Annotated in this window: 20 protein-coding genes and 1 pseudogene; 7 read left to right on the forward strand and 14 right to left on the reverse strand. The window is 50.9% G+C overall.

The genetic code is table 11. The features are described from left to right. Positions 1-93: 93 nt before the first annotated feature. The 5 genes from F7B33_RS08850 (at position 94) to metG (ending at position 6,877) form a co-directional block, all read left to right on the forward strand. The gene (locus F7B33_RS08850; protein WP_297062362.1) at positions 94-321 is read left to right on the forward strand and encodes a ferrous iron transport protein A; all 228 of its coding nucleotides are present in this window, start codon (positions 94-96) and stop codon (positions 319-321) included. A gap of 10 nt (positions 322-331) precedes the next feature. Next, complete coding sequence (gene feoB, locus F7B33_RS08855) at positions 332-2,320, forward strand: ferrous iron transport protein B (protein ID WP_297062357.1); 1,989 nt, start codon at positions 332-334, stop codon at positions 2,318-2,320. A 2-nt stretch (positions 2,321-2,322) separates the two neighbouring features. Continuing rightward, complete coding sequence (locus tag F7B33_RS08860) at positions 2,323-2,586, forward strand: DNA-binding protein (RefSeq protein ID WP_297062358.1); 264 nt, start codon at positions 2,323-2,325, stop codon at positions 2,584-2,586. A gap of 230 nt (positions 2,587-2,816) precedes the next feature. Next, positions 2,817-4,058, forward strand: coding sequence for an NDP-sugar synthase (locus F7B33_RS08865; RefSeq protein ID WP_297074213.1), 1,242 nt, complete (start codon positions 2,817-2,819; stop codon positions 4,056-4,058). Between the two features lie 626 nt (positions 4,059-4,684). Next, entirely contained in the window at positions 4,685-6,877 is a 2,193-nt protein-coding gene (metG, locus tag F7B33_RS08870; RefSeq protein ID WP_297074214.1) for a methionine--tRNA ligase, read from the forward strand. Here metG and F7B33_RS08875 read toward each other — a convergent pair. From F7B33_RS08875 to F7B33_RS08915, 9 genes are all read right to left on the reverse strand, one after another. Next, positions 6,870-7,868, reverse strand: a complete 999-nt coding sequence (locus F7B33_RS08875) for a MarR family transcriptional regulator (RefSeq protein WP_297074191.1) — start codon at positions 7,866-7,868, stop codon at positions 6,870-6,872. The two genes, metG and F7B33_RS08875, sit on opposite strands and share 8 nt — an antisense overlap. 16 nt (positions 7,869-7,884) lie before the next feature. Continuing rightward, on the reverse strand, positions 7,885-8,781 hold the full coding sequence (locus F7B33_RS08880) for a hypothetical protein (RefSeq protein ID WP_297063484.1): 897 nt from the start codon (positions 8,779-8,781) through the stop codon (positions 7,885-7,887). Between the two features lie 136 nt (positions 8,782-8,917). Further along, positions 8,918-9,757, reverse strand: a complete 840-nt coding sequence (locus F7B33_RS08885; RefSeq protein ID WP_297063481.1) for a helix-turn-helix domain-containing protein — start codon at positions 9,755-9,757, stop codon at positions 8,918-8,920. 24 nt (positions 9,758-9,781) lie between these two features. Then, the gene (locus F7B33_RS08890) at positions 9,782-10,921 is read right to left on the reverse strand and encodes a hypothetical protein (RefSeq protein WP_297074192.1); all 1,140 of its coding nucleotides are present in this window, start codon (positions 10,919-10,921) and stop codon (positions 9,782-9,784) included. Positions 10,922-10,976: 55 nt separating this feature from the next. Further along, entirely contained in the window at positions 10,977-11,249 is a 273-nt protein-coding gene (locus F7B33_RS08895) for a hypothetical protein (protein WP_297063477.1), read from the reverse strand. Positions 11,250-11,253: 4 nt separating this feature from the next. Then, positions 11,254-12,006: a sulfite exporter TauE/SafE family protein gene (locus F7B33_RS08900; RefSeq protein WP_297074193.1), complete on the reverse strand. Its 753-nt coding sequence runs from the start codon at positions 12,004-12,006 to the stop codon at positions 11,254-11,256. Positions 12,007-12,576: 570 nt separating this feature from the next. Further along, on the reverse strand, positions 12,577-13,341 hold the full coding sequence (locus F7B33_RS08905) for a sulfite exporter TauE/SafE family protein (RefSeq protein ID WP_297074195.1): 765 nt from the start codon (positions 13,339-13,341) through the stop codon (positions 12,577-12,579). 4 nt (positions 13,342-13,345) lie between these two features. Continuing rightward, entirely contained in the window at positions 13,346-13,804 is a 459-nt protein-coding gene (locus tag F7B33_RS08910) for a hypothetical protein (RefSeq protein WP_297074196.1), read from the reverse strand. A 10-nt stretch (positions 13,805-13,814) separates the two neighbouring features. Then, complete coding sequence (locus tag F7B33_RS08915; RefSeq protein ID WP_297074198.1) at positions 13,815-14,816, reverse strand: 2-hydroxyacid dehydrogenase; 1,002 nt, start codon at positions 14,814-14,816, stop codon at positions 13,815-13,817. A 118-nt stretch (positions 14,817-14,934) separates the two neighbouring features. Between F7B33_RS08915 and proS the strand changes: the two genes are divergently transcribed. Both proS and F7B33_RS08925 read left to right on the forward strand, forming a co-directional pair. Next, positions 14,935-16,383 (forward strand): proline--tRNA ligase, encoded by a 1,449-nt coding sequence (proS, locus tag F7B33_RS08920; RefSeq protein ID WP_297063492.1) that lies wholly within the window; start codon positions 14,935-14,937, stop codon positions 16,381-16,383. Between the two features lie 65 nt (positions 16,384-16,448). Beyond that, on the forward strand, positions 16,449-18,071 hold the full coding sequence (locus F7B33_RS08925; RefSeq protein WP_297074199.1) for a carbamoyltransferase: 1,623 nt from the start codon (positions 16,449-16,451) through the stop codon (positions 18,069-18,071). On the opposite strand, the pseudogene F7B33_RS08930 reads toward F7B33_RS08925, so the two are convergent. The 5 genes and pseudogenes from F7B33_RS08930 to crcB form a co-directional block, all read right to left on the reverse strand. Next, positions 18,068-18,736, reverse strand: a pseudogene (locus F7B33_RS08930) (amino acid racemase); the annotation flags it as partial. The gene F7B33_RS08925 and the pseudogene F7B33_RS08930 sit on opposite strands and share 4 nt — an antisense overlap. A gap of 376 nt (positions 18,737-19,112) precedes the next feature. Then, positions 19,113-20,321, reverse strand: coding sequence for a bifunctional phosphopantothenoylcysteine decarboxylase/phosphopantothenate--cysteine ligase CoaBC (gene coaBC / locus F7B33_RS08935; RefSeq protein ID WP_297074215.1), 1,209 nt, complete (start codon positions 20,319-20,321; stop codon positions 19,113-19,115). A gap of 48 nt (positions 20,322-20,369) precedes the next feature. Next, positions 20,370-20,888: a hypothetical protein gene (locus F7B33_RS08940; protein WP_297074200.1), complete on the reverse strand. Its 519-nt coding sequence runs from the start codon at positions 20,886-20,888 to the stop codon at positions 20,370-20,372. An 86-nt stretch (positions 20,889-20,974) separates the two neighbouring features. Continuing rightward, positions 20,975-21,355, reverse strand: a complete 381-nt coding sequence (locus F7B33_RS08945) for a DUF190 domain-containing protein (protein WP_297063708.1) — start codon at positions 21,353-21,355, stop codon at positions 20,975-20,977. A gap of 5 nt (positions 21,356-21,360) precedes the next feature. Beyond that, the gene (crcB, locus tag F7B33_RS08950) at positions 21,361-21,732 is read right to left on the reverse strand and encodes a fluoride efflux transporter CrcB (protein WP_297063710.1); all 372 of its coding nucleotides are present in this window, start codon (positions 21,730-21,732) and stop codon (positions 21,361-21,363) included. Positions 21,733-21,789: the final 57 nt, after the last annotated feature.

Below are 21,789 nucleotides of genomic sequence, written 5' to 3' on the forward strand. Positions count from 1 at the left end.
ATTCGAACCTCTGAGTTTTGTTAGACCCACCAAAGATTTATTAAGGGCCTCGAGAATGCCCTATGGAATTAGGAAAACCTAACGGTGATGAACATGATTGTGCCTTTAATCTCACTCCGTCCGGGCGAGAGGGGAATTGTTGTTGACCTGCGAGGTGGCCCAAACTTCAGGAGCAAACTCTATGCCATGGGCATGGCACCCGGCGCCATCGTCAGGGTCCTTGAGAACTATCCCAGGGGCCCGGTCATAGTTGAGGCTGGCGGGACGAGGCTCGCCCTCGGGAAGGGAATGGCAACAAGAGTCTTTGTAAGAAAGCTCTGAGGTGACGGACATGGCAATGAAGGTCGTTGCCCTTGCCGGAAACCCCAACGTCGGCAAAACAACCATATTCAACGCCCTAACGGGGATGAGACAGCACGTGGGCAACTGGCCAGGCGTTACAGTTGAAAAGAAGGAGGGCGTCTTTGAACATAAGGGCGAGAGGTTTCTGGTCGTTGATTTGCCCGGCACTTACTCTCTCACAGCTCACTCTGTTGATGAGCTTGTCGCAAGGAACTTTCTCCTCAACGGCAACCCGGACGTTGTGGTCAACGTCGTTGATGCCACCTCACTCCTGAGAAACCTCTACCTCACGATGGAAATCTTTGAGATGGGGCTCAAGAACGTAATCATAGCCCTCAACAAGCTCGACCTTGCTGAGAAGAAGGGAATACGGATAGACCCAGTAAAGATGTCAAAGGCTCTGGGTGTTCCTGTCGTCCCGCTGAGCGCCAAGGAAGGAACCGGTATTGAGGAGCTCAAGGATAAAATCTGGGAGATGGCTAGGGGAAAGATAAAAACCAACCCCGTTCTTCCCCGCTACGACCCGGAAGTAGAGAGGGAAATAGAGCACATCTCGAAGTGTCTTTCCAACACGAAGCTCGCCTCAAGGTACCCACTCCGCTGGCTGGCTATTAAGCTCCTCCAGCGCGACGATGATGTTATGAAGCTCGTTTTAAGACACCTCGGCGAGGATAAGCTGAAGGAGATAATGACCCATATCAGCGAAGCTGAGGAACGCTACGGAAGGGCCATGGACCTGATTATAGCCGGCCAGAAGTACGAGTTCATAGACGGCCTGACCCACGAGTTCATGAGCTATGGCAAACCGCAGGAAACCCTTACAGACCAGCTCGACAGAATCCTTGTGCATCCCGTCTACGGCTTCATCGCGATGGCCTTCGTCTTCTACCTGGTCTTCAAGTTCGTCTTCGCCTTTGGAATGCCTCTGCAGGGAATTCTTAACGAGGCCTTTACCAAATTTGGCGAGTGGATTACACCTCATATCGCCAACAAAGCACTCAGGGGGTTAATCGTTGATGGAGTTATAGGTGGCGTCGGTTCTGTCTTGAGCTTTTTCCCACTGGTGTTCTTCCTTTTCCTCGCGCTCTCGTTCCTCGAGGATTTGGGCTATATGGCGAGGGTCGCCGTGCTCATGGAGGGAATCCTCAGGAAGTTCGGTCTGCCAGGGAAAGCGATAATACCCCTAATCCTCGGCCTCGGATGTAACGTTCCGGCGGTGATGGCCTCAAGAACCCTCGACAACGAGAAGGACAGACTGGTCGCGATGTTCGTCAACCCATTCATCCCCTGTTCCGCGCGTTTGAGTGTCATCAGCTTCCTTGTTGGAACTTTCTTTGGGGGAAATGCTCTCGTTGCCGTCGCCATTTACGTCCTGGCCTTCGCTGTTGCCCTGCTCTCGGCGAAGCTTGTAAGCCGGTTTGTTTCTGGCGAGGAGAGTCCCTTCGTGATTGAGCTCCCCGAGTTCCTCCTCCCGAGCTGGAAGAGTTTGCTCCTCCACTCCTGGGAGAGGAGCAAGGAGTTCGTCCAGAAGGCAGGAACTATTATACTAGCCGGTTCCATAGCAATTTGGTACCTCAGCAACTACCCGTTCTCCATCGGAACCGGAAAAAGCTACGCCGAGAGACTCGGCCATCTGGTCGCCCCATATCTGCATCTCATGGGCCTCGACTGGAAGGCGGGTGTGAGCCTAATCTTCGGAATAATCGCCAAAGAAAACGTTATCTCAACATACAGCATACTTTATGGCGGTTTGAGCGGGGAAGCACTCAGAAAGGCTATGATGAATTCAATGAGCCCACTACAGGGCTTCGTTCTGGCAGTTGTCACGACACTTTACATACCGTGCATATCGACTATAGCAACGATAAGGGCCGAGAGCAACTGGAAGTGGGCGCTCGCGGTGACTATCTACATGATAGCCGTTGCATCGCTCATTGGAATTCTCCTCTGGCACCTTGGAAGTGCACTGAGGTTGTGAAGATGGGAAAGATAGAGGAAGTCCTAAGACTTATCGGCGAGGGTAAGCGCTTTCCCGAGGAGATTGCAAGGGAACTGGGGACGACGAAGGAAGAAGTCGAGGGCATACTAGAACTCCTGAAGGCCCTTGGATACATAGAGGAAGTCGAGAAGGGGCCGTCCTGTGAGGCCTGCCCTCTAAAGAAAATCTGCCACGGTAAGTGCATCGTCCCAGAGGTCAAAGTATTAAAACCAAAGTTTGGGCTGGACAGAAATGAGCAATCATGAATGCTTCTTTTCATTCCTTTCCCAGACAGATTCATGAAGCAGGAGGGGTCGAGTTCTTTTTATAACAACGCGAAGATGGGACTTTTGCTGGCTAAGACAGGGAATTCCGGATATTAAGTACGCCATTAGTTCGGGTAGTCACCGGCGGTTAAACGTTTCACTTTCAGTAATATATTTTATGGCCGTAAAATATATAAGAACCCCCGTAGTAGGCTTAAACGGTGAGTACCATGAAAGCAGTAATTCTAGCGGGAGGATTTGGGACAAGGTTAAGGCCACTCTCATCAACGAGGCCAAAGCCTATGATTCCAGTCCTCGGAAAGCCCAACCTCCAGTACATCCTAGAGGCCCTAGAAAAAGTCCCAGAGATAGACGAGGTCATTCTCTCCGTTCACTATATGAGGGGTGAGATAAGAGAGTTCATAGACGAAAAGATGTCCGACTATCCAAAGGACATCAGGTTCGTCAACGACCCCATGCCCCTCGAGACGGGAGGAGCACTTAAGAACGTCGAGGACTATGTCAGCGATGACTTTCTCGTTATCTACGGAGATGTCTTCACAAACTTTGGCTACAGGGAGCTAATAAAGGCTCACGAGGAGAATGAAGGATTGATAACCGTTGCAGTAACAAAGGTCTACGACCCAGAGCGTTTTGGAGTTATCGAAGTCGAGGAGAACGGAAAGGTTCTCCACTTTGAGGAGAAGCCTAAGAGGCCGAAAAGTAACCTCGTCGATGCTGGAATATACATGGTGAACAAAAAGGTTCTAGGGGAGATTCCGAAGGGCAAGGAGGTCTACTTCGAGCGCGAGATTCTTCCAAAGTTCGTCGAGCGCGGTGAGGTCTTTGCATACAGAATGCCAAAGGGAACGTACTGGGTTGACCTAGGAACTCCCGAGGACTTCTTCTACGCCCACCAAATAGCACTTGACGAAATGGCTAGGGAGAACGGCTACTTCCACATAGCTGAGAGCGCTGAAGTTCCTGAAGACGTGGAAATCCAAGGGCCGGTTTACATTGACAAGGGTGTTAAGATTGGCCGGGGCGTTAAGATAAAGGCCTACTCTTACATAGGGCCAAACACGGTAGTAGAAGACAGGGCCTACATCAAGCGCTCAGTCCTCATCGGGAGCGACATAATCAGGGAGAGGGCCGAGTTAAAGGACACGATACTCGGCGAGGGAGTTGTGGTCGGCAGAGATGTCATTATAAAGGAGAACGCCGTTATAGGTGACTACGCCAAAATCTACGACGGACTCGTGATATACGGTGCAAAGGTTCTGCCTTGGAAGAAGATTGAGGAATACGAGGCCTACATCAAGATTAAGCTCGACCCGACGAAGGTCAGGCCGGGACAGTACCCAGACCGCTGTCCGCTTGGCCTTCCGGAGTGTATCTACAAGAAGTTCAAGGCAATAGCCGGTGAAAAACCGCCGTGTGACGAGTGCATCGAAAACCAGTGGCTCTTCTGAGTCTTTCGCTTCCTTACTTTTTCCGGCTCGTGACCCAAAGGAAACAGGGGCAACACCGTTTTAATTTTCCTGAAGTCTTATTGCGACTTGATTTCACTTCCCCAAGCTCGATAAAGGATGCTATGTTTCAATTCTTTCTTATAATCCTTTCCCCAAAGTGGCTTTAAGACTCCCACCAAAAGCCCCGAACTCGAACAATAACAGCCAATCCAAAGCCCGCATATTCAATGCACAAAACCATACAAAAGACTTCCAGAAGCAGGAACAAGCTTTAAACCGAGTTCTCCCTGATTATAAACCGGCTTGCGGAAAAGGATAGTTTTCCACAGGATTTCAAAACATTGGGTTGTTTTGTGGGCTATTCTAATATTTTAAAAAATTTTCGTTTTATTCTACCAGAAAGTTATAAATTTTACACCACCCAAAATGCATTCAAGCCCATCTCCAAGTTTTTTGGAGTTTAACTTTTTTGTTGTCCCGTTTCACTGGGGCCCTCTAGCGTGGTGGCATCCCCATAAGTTTTATATCAAACCATGCATATTTTCTCTCCAACTTAATAACTCACCGTAATGTTTAAAACCCGCAGGCCTTATAAGCGCAGGGAACAACGGCATTCGGTGGTTGAAATGGTGCGCTACATGGTTACTTCCGCTCTTCCCTACGCAAACGGACCGATTCACGCGGGGCACCTTGCTGGAGCTTACCTCCCAGCGGACATCTTCGTGCGCTATCTCAGGCTGAAGGGCGAGGAAGTGCTGTACATATGTGGAACTGATGAGCACGGAACCCCAATAACGTTCCGAGCGCTGAAAGAGGGGAGAAGTCCAAGGGAAATCGTTGACGAGTTCCACGAGCACATCAAGACGACATTTGAAAGGGCAAAGATAAGCTTTGATTTCTTTGGAAGGACTGAACTACCAGTCCACTACAGGCTTAGCCAGGAGTTCTTTTTAAAGGCACTTGAAAACGGCCACCTCATAAAGAAGGTGACCAAACAGGCCTACTGTGAGCATGACAAGATGTTTTTGCCCGATAGGTATGTCATCGGAACCTGCCCCTACTGTGGTGCCGAAAACCAGCGTGGCGACCAGTGTGAGGTCTGTGGAAGGCCCTTAACGCCCGAAATCCTCATAAATCCACGCTGTAACATCTGCGGAAACCCGATAACCTTCAAGGACTCGGCCCACTATTACATCAAAATGAAGGACTTCGAGGAGAGGTTGAGGAAGTGGGTCGAGGGCCAGCACTGGAAGCCCAACGTCAAGAACACAGTCCTTGGATGGATTAACGAGGGGCTTGAGGAGAGGGCAATAACCAGGGACTTGGACTGGGGGATTCCCGTTCCGCTTGATGATGAGGACGTCAAGGGGAAGGTCCTTTACGTCTGGTTTGAAGCGCCTATAGGTTACATCTCCATAACAATCGAGGCCCTTAAGAGGGCCGGAAAAGACGATGAATGGAAGAAGTTCTGGCTTAACCTAGATGGTGAGACGAAGGTTGTACATTTCATCGGCAAGGACAACATACCCTTCCACGCGATATTCTGGCCGGCCTTCCTGATGGCCTACGGCAAATATAGAGACGGGGAAGTTGAGGCGGAGTGGCTCCTTCCCTACGACATTCCAGCGAACGAATACCTCAACCTGGAAGGCAAGAAGTTCTCAACGAGCAGGAACTGGGCTATATGGGTTCATGAGTTTCTCAATGTGTGGCCAGCTGATTACCTCCGCTACTACCTAACTGCCATAATGCCCGAAACGAGGGACAGTGACTTCTCCTTTGAGGACTTCAAGATAAAAATTAATGAGGAACTCGTGAACAACCTCGGGAACTTCGTGCACAGGGCTATGACGTTCGTGAACAGGTATTTCGACGGCGTCGTTCCCGAGAGGGGTGAGCTGAACGAGCTGGATAAGCAGGCCTTTGAGGAAATCGAGAAGGCCTTCAAGGAAGCCGGAGAGCTCATAATGAGCTATCGCTTCAAGGACGCTCTAAAGAGGGTCATGGAGCTGGCCATTTTCGGAAACCGCTACTTCGACCACCAGAGGCCGTGGAAGACCGCCAAGACAGACCGCGAGAGAACGGCCACAACGGTTAACGTCTCCCTTCAGATAGTCAAGGCCCTTGGAATCCTCATTGAACCGTTCCTGCCCGATGCGAGCGAGAAGATATGGCACCTCCTCAACCTTGAGGAAAGGAGGAAATGGGAATTCACAGAGGTTCCAGCTGGCCATCGTGTCAGGAAAGCCTTTCCAATGTTCAGAAAGGTAACCGACGACGAGATAATCTACTTCATCCTGAACTACATAGCCCGTGGCAACCCCGAGAGCGCCAAACTGCTCCTCGAGAAGTACTACAGGCGCGATGATGTGGTGACGGTCGCATACGAGCGCTTCAAGAACGAAGAGGAGGCGAGGGCAATACTTAAGAGCATTTACGGTGAGGAAATCGAGGAATCAGGAAAGAAAAATAAGGAAAAGGAGGCGAAGAAAATGGGCTATGTAAGCTTTGATGACTTCGCGAAGCTCGACCTTCGCGTTGGAAAAATAATCGAGGTCAAGGACCACCCGAACGCCGACAGGCTCTACGTGGTCAAGGTTGACATCGGAGACGAGGTAAGAACCCTGGTTGCCGGATTGAAGAAGTACTATAAGCCGGAGGAGCTCCTCAACAAGACGGTTGTTATAATAGCAAATCTCGAGCCGAAGAAGCTCCGCGGTGTGGAAAGCCAGGGAATGCTCCTCGCGGCTGACGATGGGAAAAACGTTGCCCTGCTAATGCCCGACAAGGAGGTTAAGCTGGGGGCAAGAATCAGGTAAAGATTAGCTCAACCCAGTTCTCCTTTCCCCTTTTATAGACCCTCACGAGTCCCTTCTCTTCGAGGCGTTTGAACATCCTCCAGGCGGTCGTTTTTGGAATCCCCAGAGCCCTCCTAACGTCCGCCTGTCTCGCCTTTCCACCGTGGTCGTAGACGTAGAGAAGTGCGTTTATTTCATCGTCTGTAAGTCCAAGGTTCTCAAGCTTTGCAAGCAACTCCTCCCTTGATACTGGAAGGTTTGTTTTCTGGCTTTTACTCCTTTTCTTGAACAGGAAAGCGCCAACGGAAATCCCTACAACTGCCAGGACTCCAAAGAGGGGGGCATAGTTTTTCCCACTTGCGGGCTGTGAAGTGTTCGAGATGGTAACGGGGGTTTTGGAAGGAGTTTGGGGAGTCGAGGTCAAAGTCGGTGCCGTTGTGCTATTCGTTTGAGTACTTGGGGTAGTCTTGGTCTGAGAGGGGCTTGGCAACTGGGATGTAGATGAAGTTGAGGTCTTTTCTGGGGTTGTAGTAGGAGGTGGGAGTATGTAGGAGACGCTCTGATTTCCGGGGGGCATAGTTATGGAGTCAGAAGTTATCGTCAGCGGGACGGCACTCAGAGCGACCACTATCGCCCCAGGTGGGAGCTTTACAGTTACGGGATAGGGAAAGTTGTAGCTTAAATTCCAGATTTCGCCAGTCTTCGTCGTGAGCGATGCCGTGAAGTAGGTTACGTTGAACTGTGTAGTTGAGTTGAGGAGATAGACGGTTAATGCACTCCCGTTCTTCTCAAAGAGGAGGGGCTTATCATTCTGGTCAAAGACAGACAGCCCTGTAACGTTTGAACTTAAAAGTGGCACGTTTACGACCACCGAATAATTCGGCGGGACAATAACCTCGGTTACCTTAACATATCCGTCAGGGTACACACTAACCGCAACCTTCTCAATGTTCTGTGCCATTACCAAGGGTAGAGTGATGAGTAGGAGTATCACCACAGGAAATTTTTTCACGAATCTCCCTCCCGGGTTATCTCTTTTCTCCCGGCTCTTTTTCAGGAGGTTTTTTGGATGTTGTGTTCGAGGAACTTTCTATGGAGCTTCCCGGGAACGAGGGATGTCCGGGAATTGTGTGGGTGATTTCTCTGAGCTTTCCTTTCCTTTCCATTTCTCTTAATACCCTTGGAACTTCTTTCAAAAGCTTCAGGATTTCATCGGAATTTCCACTTTTTAGAGCTCGGTCCAACTCTGCCCTTAGGAGGAGGAGTTCTGTGGAGTTCGTTTTTTCTATTAATCGGTCGAGTCTTCGAAGTTGTATCTCACCGAAGAACTCTGCCTTTGTTCTCACGGTATTCTGGACGACGTTATTCAGGACATTTTCCAATTTTTCACGGGAGGTATGGAGGAGGGCAATTCTATGGGCTAAATCCTCTGTGTCGTTCTCTCCAAGGGCAGTCCTTACCGCGTTGTAAGCAAAAAGCGTCTGGTTGTAAGCCAGCTCGAGCTCCTTCAGATTTTCTCCTGTAATGTCTCCTGACTCGATTAGTCTTTTTGCGTATTCGAGGGCACTCTGAGCTATTGAAAGCTCGACTCTGGCGTTTGAAAGCAGGCTCCCAGTGTATTCTTTTTGCTGAGGCTGTTGGCATTTGGCCAGCGCAGAGTAGTAAAGCTCCATGGCCTTTAGGGTTTCCTTTATGCTTTCGTTGTAGCTTCCCGCCTTGTAGAGCTCCCAGGCCTTCATCCTAACCGCATCGGCATCGGTGGAATTGCACCCTATCTCTTTGGTGTAGTTTGCCAGCCTGTCAAGTGTTAAAAGCAGGCCTCTGGCCTTGGTAGACGCTGAAATACTCCCGGGACTAACCCCATCGGAGTGGGGTATTAACGAAAGGAGGAGCATACCTGCAATCACGAGTGAAATCTCTCTCACAGCTTATCACCGTTGTATTTTACAACTTCACATATACATTAGGGAAGCGGTGGAACAAAACTCTCGAAACGTTTCTCCAAGTTTCTTTCAATTTCTACTTACTTTGGTGTTGAGAGAAGATAATATAACGTTTTCCCTAACCCCTTAACTCAACCCAGTTCTCTTTCCTTCCCCTGATGATTTTCACGAGTCCCTTCTCTTCGAGGCGTTTGAACATCCTCCAGGCGGTCGTTTTTGGAATCCCCAGCGCGTCTCGTATTTCCGCCTGACTCGCCCTGCCTCCGTGTTCAACCAGGTATTTCAGCGCGAGCTTTTCTTCCTCCTTTAGCCCGTCGCTTTTGAGAACCTCTCTGAGGAAACGGGAGCCCTCAAAAGTGCCTCCGTTGTCGGACCGGTTTTTACCCCTCCACCAGGTGATGATTCCTCCAGCTCCAAGAACGACCCCTCCAAGGCCCAATACAAGTTTAAGTGGACTTTCTTGTCTGTTTTGAACCTGGGGAGGGTTCTCGATGATGTAGGAGACGCTCTGATTTCCGGGGGGCATAGTTATGGACGTTCCACTTATCCTGAGTGGGATGTCACTTAAATCAACAATCATGGAATTTTCTGGGAGGACAACCTCAAATGGAACCCCGGAGGAAAAGTTCAGCGTCCAGACGATTCCATTCTTCGAAGTTAAGTCGGGTGTATAGTAGGAAACCCTGACGAGCTCCGTGCTTCCGGGATATATTAACAGCGTTCCGTTAATTGTCTGGAAATCAATGGGGTTTCCCTCTGAGTCTTCAACAATAACGTCCTGGGCGTGCTCCGGAATAGAAACTATGATTGGAACCGTGCGATTATCGGGTATAATCGAGAGCTCCACTTTAACGTAACCGTCCTCGTAAACGATTAGTTTAACCGTCTCTTGGGCGAGAACGGGGGAAGCAAAGAGGAACACGATGAAAACCACTGCCATGCATTGGAGCCGTTTCATTCCTCCACCTCCAAAATGAAAGGGTTAGGAGTGAGCCTTTATGAAGGCCTCCACCTCTTTGAGGAGGGTAAGCACACTATCAAAGTGTTCTTTGGCCTTCTCTGGGTGTCCTGTGCGAAGCAGACGAATTCCAAGTTTGTACTCGTTCATGGCCGCTTTTAGTTGAACCTCCGCCTTCGAAACATCCACACCTTCTCGCTTGAGTTTCATTAACTCCCTGCCGTCTTGGATAAGCTTCCCGTGGAGTTCCCTGAGCGCTTCAACGTTGTTGCTCCACCAGGAGTGGCCTCTCACCTTAACTTTTTCCCTCCCCAAGACTCTCTGGAAGTTCCTGATAACGTTCCTCTTCTCGATTATTAAGTTGAGTGCCTCGTCCCACCTGCCCTCGTCTGCGAGGGCCCTGACACGGGTGTAGAGCTCAAGGAACGCGCTGTACGTCTGGTTCAGCTTGGGGTTCGGGTTTTCACTCAGGGTTCTGTTGGCGAGCTCAATTGCCCGTTTGCCCCTCTCAAGGAAGCGCTCCACGATTTTCTCAGAGTTCTGGTGGAGCATCTCGGTTCTAAGCTCCCTAAGGGCCTCGTCGAGCCGGGCCTTCTTTTCGAGAGCAACCTTGTAGTCCTCCCTGGCCTTCGTCAGGTTCCCAGAGCGAATGTCCTCCATCACAAGCTTGAACGCATCGAGGGTTTCGTTGTAGAGCCTGCTTGCGCTGGTAACGTTTAGACCCCGCTCCTCCGCAACGGAGATAAGCCTACCTGCGTAGCGGAGGTAAGCCCTCGCTCTCTCCACCTGAGCCCTGAGATGGATGTTTGGACCAATCGCAGGAGTCTTGACATCCATCTCGGAGAGGACGAGCTTGTAGTAGTGCATTGCCATGAGCGCATCAATCATCGAGGCATTGTAGTTACCCTCTTTGAACTCGCTGAGGGCTTTACTGTAGTGCTCCTCTGCCAGCTGGTAATATGTCGAGTCCGTCATGTTCTCAGGAACCCCGGTCTCTACGACCTCGGCCAGCTTTTTGAGGTTGTTTATGAGCTTCTCGGCTACGGCCTTCTCCTGCGGAATCTCGTCTGTGGTCGAACTCGAACCGCTCGCGAGGGCAAAGGGCACGATGCTTCCGAAGAGCAGGGCCACCAATACTACCACGGCCCACTGCTTCACGGCCATCACCGCCACCCACTACTCCCCAGGACTATTTTAGGGTCGTGGTGAAACGCGCGTTTCAAATCGTTCCTTTCTCCTCAAGCTCCTTTGCAAGGAGTGCGACGGTCAGAATACCCTCCAAAATGCTCCCAAAGTTTGGAGTCTCACCAAACTGGGCGAAAAGGGTTCCATAGTTGGGATGCCAAGCATCGACCTGCTTCCTGTCTCTGGCAGTTATAATATAAACCACCCACCCCCTTTCCTCTAGCCAGTCAACGAGCTTCCAGGCATCGGCCATGTTTTCAACTTCGAAACCAAACTTCTCCCGAACTTTCCCGATGAGTTCCTCCATGGAATCACCTCAACCCGCTGATTATCATTCTGATTGCCAGCAAAAGCATGACCACAGCAAAGGCAGTCTTTAGGTTCCTTGCCTTAATCCTTTCGGCGAGTCTCGCACCTATCTGTGCCCCCACAATCAGTCCCGGCACGAGGAGGAGAAGCCAGTGAATGTCCACGTTGCCGAGGTAATAGTGCTTGAGTGCACTGCTCGTTGAAGTGAACACTATCGCAAAGCTTGACGTGGCCACCGCATAGTGCATCGGCATTCCAAGCCAGACAAGGAACGGAACGTTTATGATTCCTCCCCCAACTCCAAGGAGGCCACTCGCTATCCCTGAGAAGAATCCGCCAATTGGAACAAGCCTGTAGTCTATTTTAATCTCACTGGGCCTGGTCTCATTCAGTTCAACGGTTTCCTTTCGGTAAGTCCGGTAAGCTACGAAGAGGAGCGTTACGCCGAAAATGACCTTCAGCTCTCTCGGGGTAACGTACGTCGTCATGACTGCGCCCAGGTATGCCCCAACTATGGCAGGAATCGAGAGCAGAACGCCTGTTTTGTAGTGTATAAGCCCCCTTCTTGAGTAAGCTATAGTGGAGCTCAGTGCCGTGAACACGACCGCCGCACTTGAGGTTCCAACGGCCCGATGAATCCCCACGCCCACAATGTTTAAAACCGGAACTAACACGAAGCCTCCGCCGAGACCGAAGAGGGCAGAGACTATTCCAACCGTGACCCCAACGGCAAAGTAAAGGGCGTAGTTATTCATGGTAGATAGTTTCTCCCCGTTTTTATAAAACTGACGAAAGCCTTTTACTGAATAAGAAACCAGATTCATGGAAGCAAAGGCCATATCCTACTGGTTCATCTTCAGTCTAGGGTTTACACTTACACAGCCGGGAGCTGTAGCCTTTGCACACTGGGACGCTCCCTACGCTTTTACAAAGACCTTTCAGTGTGGCTGAGCTGTTCAGGGGTGTTTCTCGTTCTTGTAACCCTTTATGGCCTAATTCAGTGAAAAGGGGAAGCTGGACCAGGTTCACCCCATTGGGGTGGGAGTTTTGGCAACGCTCACACTCTTCCTCGGCTACTGGGCTGAGGGTTTTATGGGGAGCATATAGGATACGGAAGTTCCAATGCCGTGATGTTCCTAATCGGCAGTTTTATGGGACTTTTTCTGGCTTAATGCTACTCCCCCATGATGATTCCCTATCCCTTTGTTAGCGGGTTAAGGGGGCTTTATCGGACCTACAATAGACCCCTTTTAACGGCGTGGGTTATTTCACTAGCTATCTCACTGGTTCTCAGTGAGCTCTGCCTAAAAGCCAGAAGAAAAGAGCTAAAGAATGGCAAAGCCAAGGCCCTTGAGAATCATCCTCAGGGCTAAAAGGGCCATAACAACGGCGAAGGCCTTTTTTAGGGAAGATGCCCTCATTCTCTTCGCTATTTTCGCCCCAAGCTGTGCGCCGATTATCAACCCGGGAACAAGGAGAACGAGCCACTGAACTTCCACATTGCCCATCGCGTAGTGCTTTAACGCTCCAGCGGTGGCCGTGAATACTATTGCAAAGCTTGACGTGGCCACCGCGTAGTGAATGGGCAGTCCAAGGTACGTAAGGAGAGGCACGTTGATTATACCCCCACCTATTCCGAGTAGCCCACTCGCTATTCCAGCGAAAAAGCCCCCCACCGGAATAAGCCTGTAGTTCACCTTAACGTCTTTGAGTTTAACCTCGCCCGGTTCTGCCGTCTTCTTGCGGTATATTCTCACCGCAACGAGAATTAATGTAAGGCCAAAAATCACCTTCAGCTGAGAGGCACTTATAAAACTCGTGAGCCAAGCACCAATGTATGCTCCGGGGATGGCCGTTGAAGCCAGCAGAAGGCCAGCATTGTAGTGTATCCTCCTCTGCCTGTGGTACGCTATGGCCGAGCTGAGAGAAGTGAAGACAACGGCCGCGCTGGAGGTTCCGACTGCATGATGCATCTCAACGCCGAGGAAGTTCAGGGTTGGCACTATCAGAAAGCCTCCCCCCAGACCGAAGAGCGCCGCGAGGATTCCGATGAAGAGGCCAATGGCGAGGTAGCCAAAGTATCTCAGCATTGAATCACCATTCGAAGGCTACTGCTTCAATCAGCTTTATCAGGGCTTCACTATCTATCCCCTTGAAGCCTTTCGGAAGGCCGAGTCCCTTCTCCTCGCTCCGCTGGTAGTTTATTCCGTTCCTTTCGGCTATCTCAACTACTCTTTCAGGAGTCTTGCCCACGACCGGACCTTTGCCGGGCTCTCCGTTGAGAATTCTGAGCTCGATTATCTCCCCATTGAACTCCGGAACGACTCCAAAGGCGAAGATGTTCCGCCCCGGAACGTCGTGGTCGGTTAAATCGGCTATCGCCTTAACTGAAACCTCGACGAGTGGCCACTCCCCGGGGTTCTCAACTACGAAGGCGAGCCTGTCGGTGAACTCGCCCTCGTCGTCGCCGAACTCGAATACCAGACCACCGCTTTCTTCAAAAACCTCGCCGTAAGGCTCGAGGAGTTCCTTGAGTTTTTCCTTCCAGTCCATGGTAATCACCTTAAAGCATCTTGATCTCTTCCGGTGGGCGGATTTTGAGGACTTCCCTGTTGACCAGAGTATCGGGAACCTCTCCCCGGAGAACTGAGAGGAGGTTCTTTACCGCCTGAAAGCCCATATCCTCCATGGCCTCCTTTGAGAGGCCTGCGTAGTGGGGAGTTAGAACGGTCTCCCACTCGTATTCGAAAAGCTCGTGCTCCTGAACGGGCTCTTTCTCGAAGACATCGGTGGCGTAGCCCTTGAGTTTGCCCTCCTCGATGGCCTTGGTGACGGCGTTCTCATCGACGAGGGTTCCCCTACCAATGTTCACGAGGTATTTGCCTTCGAGGAGCTTCAGCCTCTCCTCGTTGATTACGTGGTAAGTTTCTGGTGTAGCCGGCAGTGCTAAAATAATGATATCGCTCTCCCTTAAGACGTCATCCAGTGGCATGTAAACGGCTCCGACTTCTCTCTCAATATCATGCTTCCTCGAACGCGACCAGTAAAGTATCTCCGTTCCCATCGCCTTCATTCTCTTCGCGATGGCCTTCCCTATCGCACCCATGCCAAGGATTCCTACCTTTTTGCCGTAGACCGTCTCTATCTCCTTGAAACCGCTCCAGACGGTTTTGTGGGAGTCCCACTTCCCGGAGCGAATGAACTTATCCGCGTAGGCTATCTTCCTCAGGAGGGCTATCGTTAAGCCGACCGCGAACTCAGCTACCGCTTCGCTGAGCCATCCAGAAACCTTGGTAACGTAAATTCCCCTCTCCGTTGCTTTCTTCACGTCAACGTGGTCGTAGCCGGCTGAGTGACAACTTATGACCTTGAGCCTCTCGGCCTTTTCTATAACCTCCCCGGGAACGGGGTTCAGTGGGGAAACGATTAGTCCGTCGTATTTTCCTATCATCTCTTTGAGCTCATCGACGCTCGGGTAGAGGACAACATCAACGTCAGCGTATTTCTTGAGCTCCTCAAGCGGTTTGCTCTTCATCTTGAAAAGAACGGCAACCCTTGGTCTCATAACATCACCTTGAGACTTCTATCGAAACGACCCTAATAAGATTTCCGGAGTCTTAAGATTTGATAACAGTCCAAGAAAGCTTAAAAACTCCTTCCTGTTCTCTCTTTAGGTGGTGCTCATGGGGAAGGTAAAGCGCGAAAAGTGGAGCAACGAGTTCAGCGAGTGGTATAACGAACTCCTTGAGACGGCTGGAATAATCGACAAGCGGTATCCTGTCAAGGGTATGAACGTCTGGCTCCCCTACGGTCTTAAGATTATGCGCAATATAGAGGCATTCATAAGGGCCGAAATGGAGAGAACAGGCCACGATGAGGTTCTCTTCCCGGCTCTAATCCCCGAAACGGAGTTCCAGAAGGAGGCCGAGCACATAAAGGGATTTGAAGACGAAGTCTATTGGGTCACACATGCAGGTTTGGACCCCTTGGATGTGAGGCTCATCCTTCGTCCCACGAGCGAGACCGCTATGTACTCCATGTTCTCCCTCTGGATTCGCTCCCACGCTGACCTGCCCTTCAAGGTCTATCAGATAGTGAACGTCTACCGCTACGAGACCAAACACACCAGGCCCCTCATCAGGGTCAGGGAAATCAGCCGCTTTTTCGAGGCCCACACCGCTCACGCTGACTTTGAAGACGCGGAGAGGCAGATTAAGGAGGACCTCGAGATATTCGACCGGCTCGCTAGGTTCCTCGCCCTGCCCTACATCATCTCCAAACGCCCGGAGTGGGACAAGTTCCCCGGTGCCTACTACTCCCTCGGGGCGGAGATAATGATGCCCGACGGCAGAACCCTTCAGATAGGTACGATGCACAACTATAAACAAAACTTCGCCAAGGCCTACGACATAAAATACGAGACTGAAAGCGGAGAGCATGAGTACGTCCACCAGACGACTTTCGGAATGAGTGAGAGGCTTTTAGCGGCGGTTATAGCTGTCCACGGCGACGACAACGGGATGGTTCTCCCACCTACAATTGCCCCTATTCAGGTCGTAATCGTGCCCATCCCGAAGAAAGATGCCAACGTTGATGTCTTCGCGTACGCGAGGGAAATTGCCGAGGAGCTTAGAAAAGCCGGCTTCAGGGTTCACGTTGACGAGCGTGATATAAGACCGGGCAGGAAGTACTACGACTGGGAGCTGAAGGGAGTTCCCCTTAGAATCGAGGTCGGCCCGAGGGACGTTGAAGGGAGGAAGGCAGTTATAGCGAGGCGCGACACAATGGAGAAGTTCACCGTCGAGCGCGACAATATTGTTGAAGACGTCAGGAAGACCCTAGATGAGATTCACGAGAACCTCTACAACAGGGCAAAGAAATTCCTTGAGGGCCACATCAAGCGCGTTGATATGATAGAAGAAGCTAAAGAGGTCTTTGAGGACAGGCGCGGAATAGTCGAGATTCCGTGGTGTGGCGAGGAGGAGTGTGGCCTTAAAATGGAAGAAGAGCTCGATGCAAAGATGCTCGGTGTTCCCTACCCACTTGAGACCGCTAGGGCTCCCGAGGGGAAGAAGTGCCCGGTCTGTGGCAGGGAGGCGAAGTTCATAGCGAGGTTCGCGAGAACCTACTGAACTCTTTTTTCCCTCTATTTCCAAAGTAAATTACCCGGAAGTAAATCACGGTGGGGAGAGGTAACATGATACTCGGAGTCCACGACGGCCACGACGCTGGAGCGGTTCTGATAGACGGAGAGAGAATTTTTGCCGTTAACGAGGAGCGCTTGAACAGAATCAAGAAATACCGCGGTTTTCCGAGGCTGAGCATAAAAAAGGTTCTTGAGATGGCCAGCGCCAGTCCTGAGGACGTCGATGTTATAGCCGTTGCGGGGATTTTCAGGAGACAGAAGCGCCTCCTTGAGCTTGAGGAAAACCTGGGGGCAATCTTTGGTGGGGACTTCAAGAGGAAGGTCTTATTCGTCGAGCACCACCTCGCTCATTCCGCGTCAGCTTACTATACATCAGGCTGGCGCGAGGCACTGGCGGTTAGCATAGACGCGGCGGGAGATGGACTGAGTTCCTCGATTTACATAGCGAGAGACGGTGAGATGGTTAGGATTGCCCAGAGCACTTACCTTGATTCTCTCGGCGATTTCTATGCCTCTGTTACAGAACTGCTCGGCTTCAGGCCAATGCGACACGAGGGCAAGGTTATGAGTTTGGCCGCATACGGAAGGCCTACATACGACTTAAGCGCGATAATCGAGCTGAATGGACTGAGCTTTGACAACCACCTTAAGGTTATCGGCGTCGAAGCTACTAAAAAACTTGCCGAGTTCTTTGGCTATCCCCTTGAGAGCGCAAAGAGAATAGCCGATGAGATGAAGCGCGGAAACCTGAATGGGAAGCTCCAGAGAAAGGCGATAGAAATAGCGGCCAGTACTCAGGCTCACCTTGAAAAGCTGATTGAAGAGCTCGGTCTGAAACTCGAGGACAAAGGAGTTCCGGTGGCGTACGCAGGGGGAGTCGCCCAGAACGTCAAGGCGAACGCAGTTCTTAGAAAAATCGTCGGCGACGACAACCTCTGGGTCTTTCCGGCTATGGACGACGCTGGCTTGGCTTTTGGGGCGGCGGTTTTTGTGAAGGCCCAGATGGAGAGGCTTGAGGGTAGGTGGAGACCATTCAAGCTTGAGCACGTCTACCTCGGGCCGGCTTACAGTAGGGGGGAAGTGGAGGACTTTCTCGAGGAGAATGGCCTCAAATACGAGGAGGTGAGCGACGTTCCGTCGTTTGTTGCAGACGTCTTGGTGGAAGGGAAACTTGTTGGCCTCTTCCAGGGAGCTATGGAATTCGGACCCAGAGCCTTAGGAAACCGCTCGATTTTAGCCGACCCGGGAGATGAGGGCGTCAAGGAAAGGCTCAACGTTGCCCTGAAGAGAGACGTCTTCCAGCCCTTCGCGCCCTCTCTCCTATGGGAGAAAGCAGGAGAATACCTCGAAGACTTAAACGGGACTCCCAACGAGTTCATGACTATGAGCTACGTCGCGAGCGAGGACTTTAGAAAGGAAGCACCTGCAGTTGTGCACGTTGACGGCACGACCCGGCCCCAGGCGGTAAGGGAGGACGTCAACCCCGTGTATTATCGCATAATTAAGGAGTTCCATAAAAAGACAGGGATTGGGGCGGTGCTGAACACGAGCTTCAACATGCACGGCGAACCAATAGTCTGCTCGCCAGAAGATGCCCTAAGGACGTTCAGAAAAGCCGGACTGGACGTTCTGGTAGTCGAGGGCTTTGCGGTGTGGGAAAAGAAGAGAACCTAAAACTCACTCGCAACCTCTATGAGCTTCCTCATGTGAATCTCAACGGTGTCAACGACTTGGGCATTAACATCGCCCGGCTTGACAACCAGTGGCAACTCCGTACAGCCAAGGATAACGCCCTCAACTCCTTCCTCTATGTATTTGTTGATTAGGTTGAGCACCAGGCCTCGCTCCTGAAGTTCTCGGACATCAGTTCCTCCTCGATGTCGAGCTCGTCCATCTTGTCCTCGCCCGGCGTAACGACATCAAATCCTGCTTTTCTGAGTGCGTTCTTGTAGAAGTCCGCCGTCATCGTTGTTTTTGTTCCGAGAAGGAGAACCTTCCTAACGCCCCTTCCTTTCATCTTCTCGATGAGTGCATCTATTATACCCACCATCGGGACATTCACGGCCTTTTTCACGTCGGGAAAGACGATGTGAGGATGTTTGCAGTTAACGCTATAACCTCGGTCCCAGCCCGTTCAGGGGCCTTTGCCGCGTTAATGTGTATCTCCTTCCTCACCTCCCAGCCGTTCGGGTTGTGTATGAACTCCTTGAAGTTTATGGAGTAGATTCTCAGCTCGGGATAAACGTAGGGCTCGAATTTTCCCTGCTTATTTCGAGGTATTTCTTGTAGTAGTAAAGCGTTGATTCCGGGCTCGTTCCGCCGACGAGACCTAGTTTTCTTCATAGTAACCACTATGTGGATAGAAGAGCGGGAATATGAACCATTTGATTAAAAAAACGAAAGATTAAACCGGGCACGAGTTGATAAAGACAATAAAAGTCCCCCGAAGTTCGAATTTCTCTGTCTTCGCCCACGCGCGGAGCTGGAGGTTTATTGAGAATTATTGGCAACACTGAGATGCCAACGGCACCGAGGGCCACGAAACTTCGTCCGTCCGAGGCTCCTCTTGAAAGCTCCCAAAAGAACCCTTGAAACTGTGCCATGAGGATTATCAAAGCTGAGACAAGCTGAAAGAGTGTTACTCCTACGTATGGCAACGGTTCGTTAAAACCCACCATTTAGCACAACCTTGGAGGATAAAGTTGGGAAGAGACCTTAAAAGGCTATCCTCTCTATTTCGTCCCAGAGCCTTTCGGCCAGCTCCCTCTTGTTCATCTTTGGCAGTCTCTTAACACCTTCCCTAGACACGAGCAGAACCTCGTTTTCTTCGCTTCCAAATGCCCTGAGCGTGTTTGCGACAACCAAATCGCTTCCGGCGCGGGCAATCTGTTTCCTTGCCTCTTCAACGAGCTTCTCCTTACCCGTCTCTGCCTTGAAGCCAACCAGAAACACATCGGGCTGGAGCTCCTTAACGCGGTCTATTATCTTTGGCGTCGGTTCAAGCTCAAGCGTTAGAGTTTTTCCGCTCTTTATCTTTGTCTCCGCCCTGTTCTTGACCCTGAAGTCGCTGACGGCCGCGGCCAAGACGACGACGTCGTATTTTTTGGCCTTCAGCTCGTTCTCTATTGCTTCCAGCATTTCCTCTACTGTCTCTACTTCAATCTGGTTCTCGACAAAACTTGGAACGCTTCCCCTCGTTCTGATGAGCGTCACCTCAGCACCGCGAAAATCCGCTTCCTCCGCTATGGCAACACCCATCTTCCCACTGCTCGCGTTGGTTATGTAGCGGATGGGGTCTATGTACTCCCTTGTCGCGCCTGCTGTAACCAAAACGCGCTTACCCTCAAGTGTCTTGGGATGGAGCTTTTTGATGACGCGGTAGACTATCTCGTCTATTGAAGCCACCTTAGCCTTGCCCTCCTCGAAGCGGGGCCCTATGAATTCAACGCCGAGCTTTTTGAGCTTCTCGATGTTCTCAAGCACTATCGGGTGCTCGTACATCGTTGAGTGCATTGCTGGGGCTATCATTACAGGCGTGTGGGCGAAGGCGGTAGTTACGACGGTCGTAACGGGGGTATCGTCTATCCCATTGGCTATCTTTCCGATGGTGTTGGCCGTCGCTGGGCAGACGAGAATCAGGTCGGCCTTGTTCTCGTGTTCCCCGGCGAGTTCAACGTGCTCAATGAAGCCTGTTATTTCAGTCACGACAGGATTACCTGTGGCGAACTCCATGGCGTAGGGGTGAATTATCTTTTGGGCGTTCTCGCTCATGACCGCGTGAACTTCCGCTCCATGTCTTATGAGCTCCCTTGCGAGCTTCACGCATTCAACCGCCGCTATGCTACCAGGAATTGCTAGAATGATTTTCTTGCCGACGAGCTTTCTGCTCTTGGTGGCGTAAATCAGCCTTACGTGATGGAGCATGGGAACCACCGGGGAGGGTTCGAGGGGGTGGTTAAGAAGGTAATGCCTTTAGACTAAAACCAGTTCTTTGTCGGACTTGCTGGGCAGGTTGGTTCTTAGCTGTATGAAGAGCCCTCCGTCAACAATTGAGCTCCTGACCTTCTCCGTTTCGAGAAGGTTGACCTTTCCGATTGTCAGCTTGAGGACGGCATCAACGAGCTCCTGGGGGGCGCCTGCTGAGGTGCCGACGATGATTGTGTCTGGGTAGAACTTGCTGACGTTGTAGAGGAGCAGTATAACGACCGGGTAGGAACCCTCGGAAACGTCCACTCTAAGGAGAAATGCCTCGTGGATGAGCCGGCTTGCTTCTCCCTCATCTACAATCGTAACTTCAACCGGGACATCGACCGTGGAGGCCAGCCTGAGGAGGAAGGTTTGAAGGGCGTTCTTTGAGACTGTGGTTCGAACGATAACGCTCTCTGTGTCCTCGCGGTAGTAGACCCACTGGAGCTTGGAGTCCTCCTTAAGTATAACGTCCATAACACTGTTGAGCCCCTTGAGTGGAATCTCGAACTCCAGTGACATCATGGTTGTTCCCCTCTTAATATTAGTGTAACTTTAATTTGTGTCTGCGTCGATTCTACCCTTTATTAAGTTATTGGAAAGCCTACTAATTATCCCTCATGGATTGCATCTTCTTCAAATTTCTTTATCTCTTCCTCTGTTCCAACCCATACGACTATTGTTGGCTCAACTGTTATCATACCATCTTTTATCATCGGTCTAATCTCACAGATTGCTTTTTCTATCTTGAACCCCCTATCAACGACTTCAATAACTATCGGCAAATCGGTTGAAAGTCTCATCACATCTGCAGAATGAACATGGCTCTTCTTTCCGAAGCCGTATATTCCCCTGTAGACAGTTGCCCCAGCGATACCCATTTCCCTGAGCTTTTCAACAATGGCCTTGTAGAGCGGTCTCCCATTCCAGCGGTCGTTTTCTCCTATATAAATCTTAAGCCTTAGGGTATTCCAGTGCTCAACCTCGACCATGGTCTTTACCTCCGAGCAATTATGAATCCAAAGAACACTAGGCTGAGGGTTACAAAAACGTTTGCCAGAACATTAAGTCCCGCGAGGATGTACTCACCTTCCCGGAAGAGTGAAAATGTCTCGTATGAAAACGTCGAGAACGTGCTTAGGGCGCCACAGAAACCAGTCCCCAAGAAAAGTCTCCATTCTGGAGTAACGTCAATTCCCCAGAAGAGGAGACCATAGAGGTAACCGAGGATAAAGCTCGCTATGGAGTTCACCATTAGGGTTCCTACTGGAAAGTCCCTGTAGGTCGGCAGTATACCTGAGATGTAAAACCTTGCTATGGCTCCAAGTGCTCCTCCCAGTGCTATTAGGGTTATTGGCTTTACATTCATCTTACCACCCCTGTCCCCGCTGGTTTATGTTATGAAAGAACTGTATCCAGCACTTGG

The sequence above is a fragment of the Thermococcus sp. genome (assembly GCF_015523185.1).
Lineage (GTDB): Archaea > Methanobacteriota_B > Thermococci > Thermococcales > Thermococcaceae > Thermococcus.

Coding starts and splice junctions, on each gene's coding strand:
- F7B33_RS08885 (WP_297063481.1), bottom strand. CDS start 9,757: ATGAAACGGCTCCAATGCATGGCAGTGGTTTTCATCGTGTTCCTCTTT.
- F7B33_RS08910 (WP_297074196.1), bottom strand. CDS start 13,804: ATGGACTGGAAGGAAAAACTCAAGGAACTCCTCGAGCCTTACGGCGAG.
- F7B33_RS08900 (WP_297074193.1), bottom strand. CDS start 12,006: ATGAATAACTACGCCCTTTACTTTGCCGTTGGGGTCACGGTTGGAATA.
- F7B33_RS08915 (WP_297074198.1), bottom strand. CDS start 14,816: ATGAGACCAAGGGTTGCCGTTCTTTTCAAGATGAAGAGCAAACCGCTT.
- metG (WP_297074214.1), top strand. CDS start 4,685: ATGGTGCGCTACATGGTTACTTCCGCTCTTCCCTACGCAAACGGACCG.
- F7B33_RS08860 (WP_297062358.1), top strand. CDS start 2,323: ATGGGAAAGATAGAGGAAGTCCTAAGACTTATCGGCGAGGGTAAGCGC.
- F7B33_RS08925 (WP_297074199.1), top strand. CDS start 16,449: ATGATACTCGGAGTCCACGACGGCCACGACGCTGGAGCGGTTCTGATA.
- F7B33_RS08940 (WP_297074200.1), bottom strand. CDS start 20,888: ATGATGTCACTGGAGTTCGAGATTCCACTCAAGGGGCTCAACAGTGTT.
- F7B33_RS08865 (WP_297074213.1), top strand. CDS start 2,817: ATGAAAGCAGTAATTCTAGCGGGAGGATTTGGGACAAGGTTAAGGCCA.
- crcB (WP_297063710.1), bottom strand. CDS start 21,732: ATGAATGTAAAGCCAATAACCCTAATAGCACTGGGAGGAGCACTTGGA.
- feoB (WP_297062357.1), top strand. CDS start 332: ATGGCAATGAAGGTCGTTGCCCTTGCCGGAAACCCCAACGTCGGCAAA.
- F7B33_RS08850 (WP_297062362.1), top strand. CDS start 94: ATGATTGTGCCTTTAATCTCACTCCGTCCGGGCGAGAGGGGAATTGTT.
- coaBC (WP_297074215.1), bottom strand. CDS start 20,321: ATGCTCCATCACGTAAGGCTGATTTACGCCACCAAGAGCAGAAAGCTC.
- F7B33_RS08945 (WP_297063708.1), bottom strand. CDS start 21,355: ATGGTCGAGGTTGAGCACTGGAATACCCTAAGGCTTAAGATTTATATA.
- F7B33_RS08905 (WP_297074195.1), bottom strand. CDS start 13,341: ATGCTGAGATACTTTGGCTACCTCGCCATTGGCCTCTTCATCGGAATC.
- F7B33_RS08890 (WP_297074192.1), bottom strand. CDS start 10,921: ATGGCCGTGAAGCAGTGGGCCGTGGTAGTATTGGTGGCCCTGCTCTTC.
- F7B33_RS08895 (WP_297063477.1), bottom strand. CDS start 11,249: ATGGAGGAACTCATCGGGAAAGTTCGGGAGAAGTTTGGTTTCGAAGTT.
- proS (WP_297063492.1), top strand. CDS start 14,935: ATGGGGAAGGTAAAGCGCGAAAAGTGGAGCAACGAGTTCAGCGAGTGG.